The sequence below is a fragment of the Sphingomonas ginsenosidimutans genome (assembly GCF_002374835.1).
Lineage (GTDB): Bacteria > Pseudomonadota > Alphaproteobacteria > Sphingomonadales > Sphingomonadaceae > Sphingomonas > Sphingomonas ginsenosidimutans.
The window spans coordinates 634,507-650,222 of the sequence record NZ_NWVD01000001.1; the positions used below are offsets into that span (position 1 = coordinate 634,507).

Below are 15,716 nucleotides of genomic sequence, written 5' to 3' on the forward strand. Positions count from 1 at the left end.
CGAGCGGGCGCGTCACCGCACCCTCCCGCAGAGCTTCCTCGGCCATGTGCGTTGGAAGCGCGGGCGCCTACAGCAGCGGCGCGCAAAAGGCAAGCGGGTCGGCTATTCCTCGGTGCGCAGCAGCACCGCCTCGCCGATCAGCAGGAACAAGAGGAACGGCGCCCAGGCGGCGAGGAACGGCGGATAGGCGCCCAGGTTGCCCATCGCCAGCGCGAACCGGTCGGCGACGAAATAGGCGAAGCCCAGCGCCATGCCGATCACCGCGCGGATGAACAGCGCCCCCGACCGCGCGATGCCGAAGGCGGCGACCGCGCCCAGCAGCGGCATCAGCATCGACGACAGCGGCCCGGACAATTTGTGCCACAGCACGCCCTCCAGCGACTTGGTCGGGCGGCCCGCCTCCGCCAGGTCGGCGATCGCGGCGCGCAGGCCGGTGAAGGACAGGGCATCGCCGTCGACGTTCGACAGCGTGAACTGATCGGGGGTGACGCCGCGACCGACGATCGTCTGCCCCAGCTGCGTCACCGCGCCCGACGCGACGTCGAACCGCCGCGCCGGCCAGATCCGCCAGCCGTCGCCGTCGCGCACGCCATGCGGCGCGGCGATCATCCCGCGCAGGCCCCCGCCGGCATTCCGCTCATAGACGGTCACGCCGCCCAGCCGCGCGTCGTTGCCGCGCCCGGCGATCCGGTCCGCCTGGATCAGATCGTCGCCCGACCGCACCCAGACGTTCGACCGGTCGCCGCGATCGACCGGCATCGGGCCGTAATTGACGTCCTGCCAGGTCGACAGCTCCGCGGTGGCACGGCTGACGATGCGATCGTTGAACGCGAAGGTGAGCACCGCCACCCCCAGGCTGGCGACCAGCAGCGGCGCCAGCACCTGATGCGCGGAAAGCCCGCCGGCCTTCAGCGCCACCACCTCGCTGTTGGCGTTCATGGTGATGAGCGTCAGGATCGTGCCGAGCAGCACGGAGAAGGGCAGGAAGGTCGAGACGATCTGCGGCACGCGCAGCGAGACGTAGCGCCAGATTTCGGCATCGCCGTTGCCCGGCGCGGCCAGCACCCGGCCGCTTTCGCTGAGCAGGTCGAGCGTCTGGAGGATCAGCACCAGCCCGAACAGGATGCCGAAGGTGCGGGTCAGGAACAGCCGCCCCATGTACAGCGCGATCGTGCGCGACGGGAAGAACGACGACAGCATCAGGCGCGCGCCTCCCGCCGCAGCCGTCCGGGAAGGTAGCGCACGATCGTGCTCCAGATCTTGCCGAAGAAGCGCTCCAGCGCGCCGATCGGCTGCCCGCCGGGGACGTTGGCGATCATATGGTACATCCACAGGATGATCGCGCCGAACAGCACGAACGGCACCCACAAGGCGATCAGCGGATCGACCGCGCCGCGTTCGCCCAGCGCGGCGGCATATTGGTTCACCTTGTGATAGGTGACCACCATCACGATCGCCAGGAACACGCCCAGCGCCGAACTGGAGCGTTTCGGCGGCACGCCCAGCGCCACCGCGAGCAACGGGAGCAGGAACATCATCGCCACCTCCACGATGCGGAAGTGGAATTCGGCGCGGCTGGCGTCGCGCAATTCCTCGCTGGCGGAGGGCGAATGGCCCAGCCGCGCCAGCTGCGGCAACGTATATTCCAGGTTCTCGCCCCCGCGCGTGCGGAAGCTTTCGAACTTGGGCAGGTTGATCGGCAGATCGTGGACGGTGAAGCTGAGCACGCGCGGGGTGCGGAAATCCGGGCGGTTGTGGATCAGCGTCCCGTCGGTCAGGCGGAAGACGATGACGTTGGGATCGTCGGTGGCCAGGAACTGGCCGCTTTCGGCGGTGACCCCGACCCAGTCGTTCTGCGGCGTATCGGCATGGACGAAGATACCCGACAGCTTGCGCCCGCTGTCCTGGCTGCGTTCGATGCGCAGCGTCATCCGGTCGCCCAAGTGCGTGAACTCACCCACCTTGATCGACGCGCCCAGCGCGCCGGTGCGCAGTTCGAAGCGCAGCTTCTCGTAATTGTAGCGCGCCAGCGGCTGGACGTAGCCGACGATCGCGATGTTGAGCGCGGCCAGCACCATCGCGTACATGTACGGCACGCGCAGCAGCCGCGGGTAGCTCATCCCCACGCCGCGCATCACGTCCAGCTCGCTGGAGGTCGCCAGCCGGCGGAAGGCGAGCAGGATGCCCAGCAGCAACCCGATCGGGATGCCCAGCCCGAGATATTCGGGCAGGAGGTTGGCGAGCATCCGCCACACGACCGCGACCGGTCCGCCCTGCGTGATGACGAAATCGAACAGCCGGCCGATGCGGTCGAGGATCAGCAGCATCGAGGCGATCAGCAGCGTCGCGAACAGCGGCAGCGCGATCAGCCGGGCCATGTAGCGGTCGAGCGAGGTCATGATCGGATGCGGTCGCTCCACGGGCCAGCAACAGGGATCGACGGGCTATAGGCAACCGCGCGGCGCGCGTCAGCAGCGTAATTCGCGATTATTCCGCGGCGATCGGCTCGACCATGCCGCCACCCGCGGTGGCGCCGAGCACCGCACGGTCGAGCGCGGCGAGCGTGAACGGCTTGCGCAGCACCGGGCGGCCGCCGAGGTCGATGCCGCCGCCCGCTTCCCCGGCGAAACCGGTCACGAACAGCACCGGCACCCCGGCGTGGGTCGCGGGCAGGCGGGCGACCATCTCCGGCCCGGTCAGCGATGGCATCAGGACATCCGACACGATCAGGTCGACGTGCGTCATCGCGGCGAGCGCCTGCGGCGCGCGCGCGGGATCGTTGCATTCGACCGGGTGGTGCCCCAGTTCGCGCAGCGCGCCCATCGTCGCGGCCAGCACGCGCGGATCGTCCTCCACCACCAGGATCGCCAGCCCTGCCGGCGCGGGGGCGGGGGCGTCCACCACGTCCGGCGCCGCGGGGACGGCGGCGAGCGCGGGCGGCGCCGCCGTGGCCGGGGCGCTTTCCCCCGCGGCGTCGCGCGGCAACAGCAGCGAGACGGTGGTGCCGTGGCCGGGGGTCGATTCGATCGACACTTCCCCGCCGACCGCCTGGGTGAAGGCGAAGATCTGGCTGAGGCCCAGCCCGGTGCCCTTGCCGACCGCCTTGGTGGTGAAGAACGGCTCGAACACCCGCTCGATCACCTCGGGCGGGATGCCGCAGCCGGTGTCGGCGACCGAGACCGCCAGATAGTCGCCCGGCGCGCGATGACCGTGCGCGGTCGCGAAGGTGGCGCAGCGCGCCCTGATCGACAGCGTGCCGCGCCCCGCCATCGCGTCGCGCGCATTCACCGCCAGATTGACGATGACGTTTTCCAGCTGGACGCGATCGGCGCGGGTGCACCAGCCCTGGCTGTCGTCATCGAAGGTCACGGTGACGCCGTCGCCCAGCGTGCGGCTGAGCAGGTCCGACAGGCCGGAGAACAGCGCGTCGGCGCAGATCGGTTCGGGATTGATCGCGGTTTCGCGCGCGAAGGCGAGCAGCCGACTGGTGAGCGCGGCGGCGCGGTGGGCGCCTTCGTGCGCGCTTTCCAGATGACGCGCGGCCTGCGCCGGATCGCGCAGCAGGTGACGCTGCGCCAGTTCCAGCCCGCCGAGAACGACCGCGAGCATATTGTTGAAATCGTGCGCGATGCCGCCGGTCAGCTGGCCGACCGCCTCCATCTTCTGCACCTGGCGCAGGCGGGCTTCCTGCGCGCGCAGTTCGGCCGTGGCCTGTTCGACGGCGGCGGCGAGTTCGTCGGCACGCTCGCGCTCCTCGTCCGCCTCGGCGCGGGCGATCGCGCGCTCGGCAAGCGCGCGGACCATGATCCAGCCCATCGCGATCGCGCCCAGCACCAGCAGGACGCCGAACACCGCCAGCACCTTGGCGATGGTGGTCGATCGCCGGACCGAGGCGAGCGCCTGCGACGTGCGCGCCTCCAGCAGCCCGCGTTCGTCGGCGATCAGCGCGGTCAGCGCGGCGTTGATCGCCTCCAGCGATTCGGTCTGGCGCAGCTGCCAGTAGCGCGACAGCGCCTGGTCGTTGCGCCGGTAGTTCGTCTCCAGCGCGGTCGCCGCCAGTTCGCCGCCGCGCTGCTGGAAGGCGCTGCGCAGGTCGACGAGGTGTGCGCGCTGCGTCGGATTGTCGCCGGCCAGCTTCTCCAGCCGGTTGATCGTCTCGCCCGCGCGGCGCCAGTCCTCGAAATACAGCCGCCCCAGCTGCTGGTCGCCGGAGACGACGTAGCGGCCCAGCGACGCCTCCGACCGGCCGATCGTACCCTGCAGCGTGCGGGCCAGGATCATCACGTCATAGCTGTGCCGCTGCGCCGCGAGCGCGCGGTCGCGTTGCCGGTTGGCTTCGCCCAGGGTGATGACGAGCGCGGCAAGAACCACCGCACCTGCCAGCGCCATCACCCACAGGGTGATGGTCCGCCAGGCCGATACCAGCCCCCCACGGGCCCCGGCACTATCGACGTCGTTCACCGGCGCAGACTATCGCATGGCCGTCGTGCGCGAAAGAGCCGATCAGCCGATCGCGCCGACGGCTTTACCCGCTGCGGCGAACATGCCGATCACGCGGTCGAGCTGTTCGGTGGTATGTTCGGCGCACAGCGAACAGCGCAGCAGGAACATGCCGGCGGGCGTGGCGGGCGGGCGGGCGACGTTGACGTACAGCCCCGCCTCCAGCAGCGCCTGCCACATCAGCACGGCCTGTTCCTGATCGGTGAGGATCACCGCGACGATCGCCGAATCCGGTGCGGCGGTGCCCAGCCGGAAGCCGAGCGCGGTGAGGCCGCCGTGCAACTGGCGAGCATTGTCCCACAGCCGCCGGCGCTTGTCCGCGGCGCCCATCAGCTTGCGGATCGAGGTGGCGGCGGTCGCCACCACCGATGGCGGGAGCGACGCGGTGAAGATGTACGGGCGGCACGAAAAGCGCATCGCCTCGAACTTCGGATGGTTCGAAATGCAGAAGCCGCCGACCGTGCCGACCGACTTGGAGAAGGTGCCGATGACGAAATCGACGTCGCAACCCAGCTCCAGCCCCTGTTCCTCGTACACGCCGCGGCCGTGTTCGCCGAAGAAGCCCATCGAATGTGCTTCGTCGACCAGCACCATCGCGCCGTGCTTCTTCGCGACGGCGACCATCTCCCTGAGCGGGGCGATGTCGCCCAGCATCGAATAGACGCCCTCCAGCACCACCAGCTTGCCCGGTTCGGCGGGCAGGCGGCCGAGCCGCTTGTCGAGATCCTCGACCGAATTGTGGCGGAAGCGCACGATCTCCGCATCGCCCATCTTGCAGCCGTCGTAGATCGAGGCGTGGCTGTCGGCGTCGAGGATGACATATTCGCCGCGCGCCGCCATCGTCGAGATGGTGCCCAGGTTCGCCTGATACCCGGTCGAAAAGACCATCGCGTGATCGGCGCCGTAGAATTCCTTCAGCGCCTCTTCCGCCTCTACATGGTCGCGGAAGGTGCCGTTGAGCATCCGGCTGCCGTTGGTGCCGCTGCCGAACTGATCGAGCGCGGCCTTGCCCGCGGCGATCACATCCGCGTCGAAGGTCATGCCCATGTAATTGTAGGTGCCCAGCAGGATCGTCTCGCGCCCCTTGATGACCGCGGTGGTCGGGCCGAGCACGCGCTCCATGACGATCCCGAACGGATCGCGCACGCCCGACGCCATCAGCGCGGCGCGTTCCGCGATCAGCGGGTCGAACTTCGAGAACAGGTCGCGCTCCGGCGCCACCGCGGGCGCCTCGGCGGGGAGCGTGTCGGCGGCAAGGCCCGCTTCGGTCATCCTCTTCAGCCCTTCAGCTTGGCGACCGCATCGGCCAGCTGGCCGACCGTCTCGATCTCGGCCTGCATGTTCATCGTGATGATGATGTCGAATTCGTCCTCGATCGCGGCGACGAAATCCATGACGGTCAGCGAATCCCATTCCAGGTCGCCCTGGAAGGTGGTCGCCTCGGTCACGGCGATACCCTTCTTGTTGAACGGTTCGATCTGCGCCTTGAGGACGTCGATGATGGCGGTGCGGTCGGTCATGGAGCCTCCGTGGCCGTGAAATGCGGCGGTTCTCGGGCGGCGCTATAGCAAGCCGTGGGCGCGATACCACAATGCCGTGTCGGCCATGCCCTGCGCGGTGGGGATCTGCGCGGTCCACAAGGCGGGCGGCGGGCGGCGTGCCGGGTCGGCGGTCCAGTCGGGATGGAGCATATAGGCGACGCGGTCGGCGGTCAGCCGTGCCGCGCCGCGGCGCACCAGCCGGTCGGCGCGCGCGGCGGCGCGCAGCAGCGCGCCCGGCAGCGGCAGCGCGCGCGCGCGCACGCCCACCCCGGCGGCGATCGCGCGCGCGAAATCGGCATAGCTCATCGCGCCGGACGGGTCCTCCGGCTCGTAGATCGCGCGGTCGCCGGGCGCCGCGGCGAGCGCCAGCAGCAGCCGCGCCAGATCGTCGACATGCAGGATCGACAGCCGCCCGGCGGCGGGCGGGGTAGGGACCAGCCCGCGCTTCGCGGCGCGGAACAGGTCGCGCTGGTCCATGTCGCCGGGGCCGTAGACGCCGGGCGGGCGCACGATCGTCCAGTCGAGATCGCTGGCGGCCACCACCTCCTCCGCCCCCGCCTTCGACCAGCCGTAGTTCGACAGCGCCGGTTCGCGCGCGGCGAGCGAGGAGACATGGACGAAGCGCGCCACCGCCCACACCCGCGCCGCCTCCACCAGCGCGCGGGTGCCGTCGATATTGGCGGCGGCGAAGGCGGCGCGCGAGGGGGCGTTGACCGCGCCGGCGATGTGGATCACCGCATCCGCGGTCGACACCAGATCGGACAGCGCGTCGCGATCCGCCAGCGTGCCGGCGACCCACGTCACCCCGTCACGCGCCGGCTGGTCGCGCCGCGCGAGCGCGCGCACCGCATGTCCCGCCGCCAGCGCCCGGTCGATCGTCCGCGCACCGACGAAGCCGGTGCCGCCGGTGATCGCGAGGATCACAGCAATGCCATGTGGTTGCGATGGACCAGCGCGCTGCGCGGCGCATGGCCGAGCAGCGCGGCATGATCCTCGCTACGGCGGCCCAGCAGCAGCATGGCGTCGTCCGAATCATATTCCGACAGCCCGCGCGCCAGCGTGCCGTCCGGCCCCTCGATCGTGACCAGATCGCCGCGCGCGAAGCGGCCGTCGATCCGCGTCGCACCCGCCGCCAGCAGGCTGCGCCCGTCCGCCAGCGCGCGCGCCGCGCCGGCATCGACATGGATCGCGCCCTTCGCGGTCAGCCCGCCGGCCAGCCATGCCTTGCGCGCGGGCGCGGATTGCGCCGCGACGAACAGGGTGTGGCGCGCGGGCGTCGACAGCGGGCGGTCGACCCGGCCGGAGGCGATCGCCAGCCCGGCACCCGCGGCATTGGCGATGCGCGCGGCGGCGATCTTCGACACCATCCCCCCCGATCCCATGCCGGAGGCGGAGCCGCGATCGGCCATCCCCTCGATCGCGCCGTCGATCCGCTCGACGCGCGGCACGTGCACCGCGCCGGGTAGCGCCGGATTGCGATCGTACAGCCCGTCGATATCGGACAGCAGGACCACCCCCGCCGCGCCCGCCGCCTGCGCGATCCGCGCGGCCAGACGATCGTTGTCGCCGAAGCGGATCTCCTCGGTTGCGACCGAATCGTTTTCGTTGATGACCGGGACGACGCCCAGTTGTAGCAGCCGGCCGAGCGTCGCGGCGGCGTTGAGATAGCGGCGCCGCTCCTCCAGGTCGCCGAGCGTCACCAGCATCTGCGCCGCGGTCAGCCCGACATGGCCGAGCACTTCCGCCCAGACGCCGGCGAGCGCGATCTGCCCGGCGGCGGCAGCGGCCTGCGCATCCTCCAGGCTGGCGCGGCCGCCCTTCGGCAGCCCCAGCCGGCGCGCCCCCAGCGCGATCGCTCCGGATGAGACGACCGCCACCTGCTGCCCCGCACCGGCGCGCGCGGCGATATCGGCGGCGATCCCCTCCAGCCACGCCCGCCGCACGCCGCCGTCGGGATCGACGAGCAGGGCGGAGCCGATCTTGACGATCAGCCGCGGGCAGGTGGCAGGCGGGAACAGCGACATGACGGCGCCTGACTAGCGTCACGGATGACGACGTGCCACGACGAACTTGTCCACATGCCGAAACAGGGGACGGGAGCAGAACATGCAGCGGGGCACTTGGGCGGCGATCGGGATCGTCGCGATGATCGGCATGCCGGCGGCAGCGGCGGAGACGGTGCGCGGCACCGCGCAGATCGATGGCGTCGACAGCGCAATCGAGTTGCAGACAGGCGAGGGGATCGGCGAACTGCGCTATCGGCCGCTTGCCGGTGCGGCGCGGTGGGAGACGGTGCCGCTCGATACGCTGGCGCCGGTCAGCGCGATTCTGGCCGACCGGCGGCTGGCGTTCCTGCACGATGCGATCACGCGCTGGGGCGGGGAGGATGTGTCGCCGTTGCGCGATGCGATGATCGCACGCACGCGCGCCGCATGGGAGAAGGGCCGCGCCGGGACGCGGGCGGCGCAGCCGGCGCAGGGCGCGGTGCGGACGCGGGTGCGCGCGCTGTTGCAATATGTCGCGGCGCTTCGCGATGCGGGACGGTGGCCCGAGGCGATCGCGCTGTTGCGGGAAGAGCGCGACGTCCATCCGTTGAAGAACGACTGGGACCGTTCCGAATGGTCGAGCATGTCGCTGGCCATCGCGGGCGCGCAGGCGGAGCAGGGGCGTATCGACGAGGCGGTGGCCACGCTCGACGACACGGCGGCGCGGCTGGGCGCGTCCCCCTATGCGATCAACGCCGAGCTACAGGCCGCCTCGATGCTGGCGCTGGCGGGGCGTTATGCGGAGGCGTCGCCGCATTTCGACCGCGCCGAGCGTGCGTTCGCGACGGTCGCGAAGCGCGCGCAGGTCGTGCCGGGCGCGATGGTGCAGTTCGACACGGTGCGCGCCTGCGTGCTGCACGGGCTGGGCAGGACCGCGGAGGCGGCGGCGCTGCTGGCGCGGATCGACCAGGCCGCTTCGCCGGAAAGCCGCCGCTACGCGCCGCCGCCCAACCGCGACCTGATCGAGCGGGCGGCGATCTGCATGAAGGATGCCGAAGCGCTGGCGGCGGTGTGGCGCCGCGATCTGGAACGACTGCCGGTCGGATCGGCGATGCTGGTCACCGTTCAGCCGGGTTTCCGGCAACCCTATTACGATGCCGCGACGCTGGAACGCGCGCGGGCGATCCTCGGCGCGCCGCCACCGCTGCGCATCCTGCCGGACCGCTACGCGCCGGCGCTGAACAGCTGGCGGTAAGGGGGCGTCACACTGGCGACCATTGCACCTCGTCTTCCTCGCCATCGTCCTCCACCGGACGGTCGTTGGCGGGGATCGCCTCCAGCAGGCGGTCGAGCGCCCAGTCGACGCCGACGCCGCTGACGCCCGACAGCGGGATGACCGGGCCGCCGCTGGCTTCCTCCAACTCAGCCGAGAGCGCGGCGATCAGCTCGTCGTCGAGCGTGTCGATCTTGTTGAGCGCGACGACCACCGGCTTTTCGTCGAGTCCGCCGCCATAGGCGTTCAGTTCGTCGCGGACGATGCGATAGCTTTCCGCGACATCCTTGTCGTTGGCGTCGATCAGGTGGAGCAGCACGCGGCACCGCTCGATATGCCCCAGGAAGCGGTCGCCGATCCCCGCACCGTCGGCGGCGCCCTCGATCAGGCCGGGGATGTCGGCGACGACGAATTCGCGCTGGTGGTGGCGCACCACGCCCAATTGCGGGCGGGTGGTGGTGAAGGCATAGGCGCCGACCTTCGCCTGCGCATTGGTGACCGCGTTGATGAAGGTCGACTTGCCGGCATTTGGCAGCCCGACCAGCCCGGCATCCGCCAGCAGCTTCAGCCGCAGCCACACCCATGCCTCGTCAGACGGCCAGCCGGTGCCGTGCTGGCGTGGCGCGCGGTTGGTCGACGTCTTGTAGCTGGCATTGCCGCGCCCGCCGTCGCCGCCGCGCAGGAACACGATCCGCTCGCCCACGCGCGTCAGGTCGGCGAGCAGGGTCCGCTCCTCGTCGTCGGCGAGGACCTGCGTGCCGACCGGCACCTTGATGACCAGATCGTCGCCGCCCGCGCCGGTGCGGTTGCTGCCCGATCCGCCCTGTCCGCGCGGCGCGCGGAAATGCTGGGTGTAGCGAAAGTCGATCAGCGTGTTGAGGCCGGCCACCGCCTCGAAGATGATGTCGCCGCCCTTGCCGCCGTTGCCGCCGTCCGGCCCGCCATATTCGATGAACTTTTCGCGCCGGAAACTGACCGCGCCGGGACCGCCGGAGCCGGAGCGGACGAAAATCTTTGCCTGATCGAGGAAATGCATGGCGCGCGCCTTACCGCTTCGGCGCGGTTAAAGCGATATCGGAGTGTGGGGTGGGTGGTAGGGTGGGCGGGGACGGCGAGTCGGCTTCGCGGTGGCGGCTTTTTTCGAAAAGCGGGAGAACGTACGGCTGGTTCTGGTCAAAAGCGGACGTTAGGCATCAACGTGCCAGGATCATGAGATGTCAGTCACTACACCAACAGGCCAACGTGAACGCTCGATCCGTTTGGCGACAAGTGACCCGAAGCAAGCAGTCGCTATCGCGCGCGTGATCGATGACCCTTGGTTCCGATGCCAGTCTTTGGCCTATGCGGGGCGTTATTGGCCAGGCGACGATTATAAGAGCTTGCTCACCGAAGCGGTGAAGGCGGCGGAGTCGCAAGACAACTGGTATAAACGAGTATCTGTCTCTGCATGGCCCATCCGTGCGTATTTGGAGCGTGATTGTTCGACACCGGCCAAGAGGCTTCTTGAGCAGTATACGGCCGAAGCAAGCAACATTGAAAACAGAGGTGGACGCTCAGAGGCCTTGATGATGCTTTTCCAAGCGGCGAAGCCGTTCGATCAAGGTCTTTGGGAGCCGGTCCTCTGGTCCCTAGTTGGAACGACTGAACCCGCAATTGCGTGGCGACAAGTACGAAACATCAGAAATGCTCTGGCGATGGTATCAGCCGACGTGCCGAGCTTGGTTCACGAAGCGACCAAGCGTTTCAAGGACGAGAAGATCGTTACCCAGATCAAGCGCGACTTCGATAAGGGAAAGACTGCTGAACCACGGGCATTTTTTTGGAAGCATTGAATCCGCCACCGGGCGTAAGCCGTCATCGCGCGACTGGCGTCAGGCAGCAGGCGTGACGCCGTCCAGATGGTCCGCCAGCAGCATCTGCCGCGCGATCGCGCGCGCGCGGTCGCGGGGCAGTTCCAGCGCGCGCGCCATCGGGGCGCCCAGCAGCGCGTCGCCCAGCGCCATCAGCACCAGATGCAGCGTTTCATCGCGGATCGGCACGTTCGGACGATCCTCGTCCTTCGACAGATCCTCGACCAGATCATGGATCGCGGTGAGGATCGGATCGAGCGCGTCGTGGTTGCCGTTCAGGATCATCCACCCGGCCAGCGCCCCGGCGCCGTTACGGCCGAAGGCGTCGAAGACCAGGTCGACCAGTTCCGCCGGGTCGCGCGCCGCGCGCGAGCGGTGGACCGCCTCGCGGATCGTGCCGACGATGCTGGTCGCCATGCGCTCGATCAGCGCCTTCTGCAGGCCGTCCGCGGAGCCGAAATGGTGGAGCAGGTTGGCGTGCGTGCGCCCGATCCGTGCCGCCACCGCCTTCAGCGTCACCGCCTGCGGCCCCGATTCGACCAGCAGCGAACGCGCCGCATCCAGCGCCGCGTCGCGCGACGCTTCGGGCGTCAGGCGGCGGCGGGGGGTTGAAAGCGCGGTGGCGGTCACGTAACTTACACTCTTGTCAGTTATTGTTTGTTGTCCCTACCCTTACTGGAGGTTTCCGTGGCGAAAGCAACCACGCCCGCCGACCTGACGATCACCCCGCGCGACCGGCGCTTCGCCCGCGACGGGCGGGTGCGGCGCTGGTGGCTCAACGACGATCCCTATGCGACCGCCTTCTACAACGCGCTGTCGGTGACGTTTCCGAAGGGCGAGGGGTTCTTCGTCGACAGCGTCCGCCGCTTCCGCGACGGCACGCCGCCCAAGCTGGAGCGCGAGATCAACGCCTTCATCAAGCAGGAGGTGCTACACACGCGCGAACATGTCGCGTTCAACCGCCATGTCGCCGACCAGGGATATGACACCACGCTGCTGGACCGCGACGTCGATGCCGCGCTGGCGCTGACCAGGGGCAGGCCGCCGATCGGCAGCCTGGCGGCGACCTGCGCGCTGGAGCATTTCACCGCGATGCTGGCGCATGCGCTGATCGCGGACTCGCGCCATCTGGAGGGCGCCGATCCGCAGGCGCGCGCGCTGTGGCTGTGGCACGCCGCCGAGGAGATCGAGCACAAGGGCGTCGCCTATGACACCTGGCTGCACGCGACGCGCGACTGGCCGCGCTTCCGCCGCTGGTGGGTCAAGTCGCTGGTGATGTGGCTGACCAGCTGGCAGTTCCTGAAGGGCCGCGCGCGCGGCATGGCCGAGCTGCTGCGGCAGGACGGGCTGACCGGGCCGAAGGTGTGGGCGCGGATGGCGTGGTATGCGTTCGGCCGCCCCGGCATGGCGCGCAAGATGGCGGGGGTGTGGCTTGCCTATTTCCTGCCCGGCTTCCACCCGTGGAAGCATGACGACCGCGCGCTGATCGGGTTGGCGGAAAGCGATTACGAAGCCGCGGTGATGCCGCAGGCGGCGTAAGCCGGCGCATCCCCCGCGCCGGTAGGGTGCGGGGGATGCGGGCGGGATCAGGCGGCGATCGGCATGTTCGACGGGTCGTCGGCCGCGTCGTCGTCGCCGCGCCATTCGATCGCGAAGTCGATGCACTCCACCTCATGCCCGCGCGACAGCGTGGGAAGGCGCGAGCGCGTGCCGGTAGGTGCGAGCCCCAGCTTGCGCATGACGTGGCCGGAGGCGGGATTGTCGACGAAATGGCGGGCGACGACGCGCTTCAGCCCGAGCGCGTGGCGCGCCATGTCGAGCACCGCGCGCCCCGCCTCGGTCGCATAGCCGCGGCCCCAGGCGTCGGGGGTCAGCCAATAGCCCAGTTCCCAGTCGCCATGCGCCTCCAGGTGAAGGCCGATGCCGCCGATCAGCCGGTGATCGCCGAACCGTTCGCAGATCTGAAACCGCGGTTCGTGCGCGCCGCGCGGCAGCGCGAGGAACGCCGCCGCATCCGCCACGCCATAGGGCCAGGGCGCGCGCGACAGGTTGCGGACCACCGCCTCATGCCCGATCGCGCGCGCCAGCGCGGGCGCGTCCTCCGGCCAGCCGGGCCGTAACGTCAGTCGGGGCGTCAACGCGAACATGCTCCGTCTCCTCGATCGGGCCGCTGCCACGCGCGGATGACGCGGGCGCGACACAGGGCAGGGGAGGGAGCAAGAAAAAAGGGAGCCGGGGCGACCCGTCTCCCTTGTCTGGCGGGGTTCCGTTCCCGGAACCGGCGGGTCGCCCTGGAGGGCAACCCGCATGGTCGCCCGATGTTATTCGGCCGCGGCCTGAATCATGTCCACCGAGCAGAACTTGCGACCAAGCTTGCCGTCATGGAACACGACGCGACCGTCGACGAGCGCGAACAGGGTATGGTCCTTGCCCATGCCCACGTTGCGGCCCGGATAGAATTTGGTCCCGCGCTGACGCACGAGGATATTGCCCGCGATCGCTTCCTGACCGCCGAACTTCTTCACGCCAAGGCGACGGCCGGCCGAATCACGACCGTTGCGCGACGAACCGCCTGCTTTCTTATGTGCCATTGCGAATACTCCTGCGCTGCTGTGGGCTTAGCCGACCGAGACGATCTTGAGGATCGTGTGGTTCTGGCGGTGGCCGTTGCGGCGACGATAGTTGTGGCGGCGACGCTTCTTGAAAACGATCACCTTCTCGCCCTTGGCCTGGGCGATGATCTCGGCGGCGACGGTCAGGCCGGCGACGTCCTTCAGCTCCGAGCCTTCGCCCGCGAGCAGCACGTCACCCAGCGTCACCGACGCGCCGGCCTCGCCCTCGATCTTCTCGACGACGATCTTGTCTCCGGCGGCGACGCGATACTGCTTGCCGCCCGTGCGCACGACTGCGAACATGGCTCTTGTCACTTCCCAAATATCATGACCCGCAAAGGGCGCACCTTCACGGGAGAAGCGCGGCTGCTAAGGGATGGGGCGATTCGTGTCAACCGCTATCCCGCCACCGCGGCGCCGCTGCGCGCCGGTCAGTGGCGGTGCAGCGGTTTCAGGCCGTAGCCGCCGTCGGCGCGCCGATCGAACAGCCCGGCGATCGCGGGGTGATCGACCGGTTCGTCGCTGTCGTCATGCACCAGGTTCTGCTGGCTGACATAGGCGACATAGGTCGATTCCATGTTCTCGGCGAGCAGGTGATAGAACGGCTGGTCCTTGCGCGGGCGCAGCCCCTCCGGGATCGACTGATACCATTCCTCGCTGTTGGCGAAGACGGGGTCGACGTCGAACACCACGCCGCGGAAGTCGAGCATGCGATGGCGGACGACGTCGCCGATCGAGAAGCGGGCATGCGCCACCGCGGGCGCCTCGGGCAGAGCGATGGCAGGGGGCGACAGATGCGTACGGATCATGCCCCCTATCTAATGCGGAAATCGCAGCGCACAACGTCGACCCGCTTGCGTCCCGCGCCCGACCGCGCTAGGGGCGCCGCTCGATCGCCGCCGGCCGCCGTTTCCACGGCCCCGGCGTCCCTCCGCGGAGAGGTGCCAGAGTGGTCGATTGGGACGGTCTCGAAAACCGTTGTGCCCTCACGGGTACCGTGGGTTCGAATCCCACCCTCTCCGCCATTCCGTTTCCCGATACGCTGCTGTCATGCCCGAAAGGCCACGGAAGCGCGGATTCGCGCGGCGGCACCTGCTGCAGAACCGGACACATCCGCCCGGCGGGTGCAGGGGCGTCGCTGCCGTCATCGGCGCGGTGCGTATCGCTTCCTCCGGCGTTCGCCCGGCCGAACCCGGCGATTGAATTGCGCGGCGTAACGGGTCAGATCGGCCCATGCAGAACAGCGACCCCGCCTATATCAAGCGCCCGACGCGCCGACTGACGGACAAGGGCGCCGCCACGCGCGAGCGTATCCTGGCGGCGACGGTGGAGCGGATCGTCGAATCGGGCTTTGCCGCGATGACGATCGAGAGCGTGATGGCCAAGGCGGGGCTGTCGCGCGGATCGGTGCTGCACCAGTTCCCGACCCGCCTCGACCTGGCGATCGCCACGGCGCAGCGGACGATGCGTGCGGTCATGGACGCAGCACGGGAGCGCGCCAACGCCATCGACGATCCGTTCGAGCGACTGGCCGGTTACGCGCAAATCGTCTGGGACACGCATTCGACGCCGGAAGGCCTGGCGCTCACCGATATCCTCAACGCCGCGCGCTGGGATACGGAGCTACTTGCCGCGATCCAGCCGGTTGCCGCGCAGGTGGAGGCGGAGATCGCGGAGGAACTGCGGGCGCTGGCGACTGCGGGCGGGCTGGCGGAGCCGGAGGCGATGGTCGCGCACGGATGGCTGCTCGTATCGAGCGCGCGCGGCCTCATCATCGAGCATCGGCTGGGCAGCAACCGGCACGTCATCAACGCCGCGATCGAGGAGATGAAGCTGAGCCATCGGCGCTACTGCGAGGTGCATTCGAAAATTAGTCAGACATGATTGGTCTATATTGACTAGAAAAAGTATTGGTGCTCTACCGGTCGCGAGCCGGGCACCATGAATGCGCCGGC

Annotated in this window: 17 protein-coding genes and 1 tRNA gene; 5 read left to right on the forward strand and 13 right to left on the reverse strand. The window is 69.2% G+C overall.

Features of this window, described 5'->3' with window-relative positions:
* Positions 1-102: 102 nt before the first annotated feature.
* From lptG to proB, 7 genes are all read right to left on the reverse strand, one after another.
* Complete coding sequence (gene lptG / locus COA17_RS02885) at positions 103-1,200, reverse strand: LPS export ABC transporter permease LptG (RefSeq protein ID WP_066484479.1); 1,098 nt, start codon at positions 1,198-1,200, stop codon at positions 103-105.
* Complete coding sequence (gene lptF, locus COA17_RS02890) at positions 1,200-2,399, reverse strand: LPS export ABC transporter permease LptF (RefSeq protein ID WP_176484777.1); 1,200 nt, start codon at positions 2,397-2,399, stop codon at positions 1,200-1,202. The genes lptG and lptF overlap by 1 nt, the downstream gene beginning before the upstream one ends.
* Positions 2,400-2,487: 88 nt before the next feature.
* Positions 2,488-4,389 carry an ATP-binding protein gene (locus tag COA17_RS02895; RefSeq protein WP_096610055.1) on the reverse strand — a complete coding sequence of 634 codons (1,902 nt, stop codon included), beginning with the start codon at positions 4,387-4,389 and terminating at the stop codon, positions 2,488-2,490.
* Between the two features lie 114 nt (positions 4,390-4,503).
* On the reverse strand, positions 4,504-5,772 hold the full coding sequence (gene spt / locus COA17_RS02900) for a serine palmitoyltransferase (protein ID WP_096610057.1): 1,269 nt from the start codon (positions 5,770-5,772) through the stop codon (positions 4,504-4,506).
* 5 nt (positions 5,773-5,777) lie between these two features.
* Positions 5,778-6,020 (reverse strand): acyl carrier protein, encoded by a 243-nt coding sequence (locus tag COA17_RS02905; RefSeq protein ID WP_066491324.1) that lies wholly within the window; start codon positions 6,018-6,020, stop codon positions 5,778-5,780.
* Between the two features lie 42 nt (positions 6,021-6,062).
* On the reverse strand, positions 6,063-6,965 hold the full coding sequence (locus COA17_RS02910) for an NAD-dependent epimerase/dehydratase family protein (RefSeq protein ID WP_096610059.1): 903 nt from the start codon (positions 6,963-6,965) through the stop codon (positions 6,063-6,065).
* A complete protein-coding gene (gene proB, locus COA17_RS02915; protein WP_096610061.1) occupies positions 6,962-8,065 on the reverse strand; it encodes a glutamate 5-kinase in 1,104 nt (367 codons plus the stop codon). Before proB ends, COA17_RS02910 begins: the two co-directional genes overlap by 4 nt.
* Before the next feature lie 82 nt (positions 8,066-8,147).
* Between proB and COA17_RS02920 the strand changes: the two genes are divergently transcribed.
* Positions 8,148-9,281, forward strand: a complete 1,134-nt coding sequence (locus COA17_RS02920) for a hypothetical protein (protein ID WP_096610063.1) — start codon at positions 8,148-8,150, stop codon at positions 9,279-9,281.
* 7 nt (positions 9,282-9,288) lie between these two features.
* On the opposite strand, the gene obgE is transcribed toward COA17_RS02920, so the two are convergent.
* On the reverse strand, positions 9,289-10,335 hold the full coding sequence (obgE, locus tag COA17_RS02925) for a GTPase ObgE (protein WP_066491700.1): 1,047 nt from the start codon (positions 10,333-10,335) through the stop codon (positions 9,289-9,291).
* Between the two features lie 178 nt (positions 10,336-10,513).
* Here obgE and COA17_RS18715 point away from each other — a divergent pair, with 178 nt between their 5' ends.
* Positions 10,514-11,131 (forward strand): hypothetical protein, encoded by a 618-nt coding sequence (locus COA17_RS18715; RefSeq protein WP_141397013.1) that lies wholly within the window; start codon positions 10,514-10,516, stop codon positions 11,129-11,131.
* A 39-nt stretch (positions 11,132-11,170) separates the two neighbouring features.
* Here the strand turns inward: COA17_RS18715 and COA17_RS02930 are convergent, their stop codons facing one another.
* Positions 11,171-11,779 carry a TetR/AcrR family transcriptional regulator gene (locus COA17_RS02930; protein ID WP_096610065.1) on the reverse strand — a complete coding sequence of 203 codons (609 nt, stop codon included), beginning with the start codon at positions 11,777-11,779 and terminating at the stop codon, positions 11,171-11,173.
* A gap of 57 nt (positions 11,780-11,836) precedes the next feature.
* Between COA17_RS02930 and COA17_RS02935 the strand changes: the two genes are divergently transcribed.
* A complete protein-coding gene (locus COA17_RS02935; RefSeq protein ID WP_096610067.1) occupies positions 11,837-12,688 on the forward strand; it encodes a metal-dependent hydrolase in 852 nt (283 codons plus the stop codon).
* A gap of 47 nt (positions 12,689-12,735) precedes the next feature.
* Here COA17_RS02935 and COA17_RS02940 read toward each other — a convergent pair whose 3' ends face one another.
* The 4 genes from COA17_RS02940 to hspQ all read right to left on the reverse strand — a co-directional run bounded on the left by COA17_RS02940 (position 12,736) and on the right by hspQ (position 14,570).
* A complete protein-coding gene (locus COA17_RS02940) occupies positions 12,736-13,296 on the reverse strand; it encodes a GNAT family N-acetyltransferase (protein WP_096610069.1) in 561 nt (186 codons plus the stop codon).
* Between the two features lie 174 nt (positions 13,297-13,470).
* Complete coding sequence (gene rpmA, locus COA17_RS02945; RefSeq protein ID WP_066491693.1) at positions 13,471-13,740, reverse strand: 50S ribosomal protein L27; 270 nt, start codon at positions 13,738-13,740, stop codon at positions 13,471-13,473.
* A gap of 27 nt (positions 13,741-13,767) precedes the next feature.
* Positions 13,768-14,064, reverse strand: a complete 297-nt coding sequence (gene rplU, locus COA17_RS02950) for a 50S ribosomal protein L21 (protein WP_066491690.1) — start codon at positions 14,062-14,064, stop codon at positions 13,768-13,770.
* 128 nt (positions 14,065-14,192) lie between these two features.
* Positions 14,193-14,570, reverse strand: a complete 378-nt coding sequence (hspQ, locus tag COA17_RS02955) for a heat shock protein HspQ (protein WP_066491688.1) — start codon at positions 14,568-14,570, stop codon at positions 14,193-14,195.
* A 126-nt stretch (positions 14,571-14,696) separates the two neighbouring features.
* Here hspQ and COA17_RS02960 point away from each other — a divergent pair.
* Positions 14,697-14,786: transfer RNA gene (locus COA17_RS02960), tRNA-Ser, on the forward strand.
* A gap of 208 nt (positions 14,787-14,994) precedes the next feature.
* A complete protein-coding gene (locus COA17_RS02965) occupies positions 14,995-15,645 on the forward strand; it encodes a TetR/AcrR family transcriptional regulator (protein ID WP_096610071.1) in 651 nt (216 codons plus the stop codon).
* The last annotated feature ends 71 nt before the right edge of the window (positions 15,646-15,716 follow it).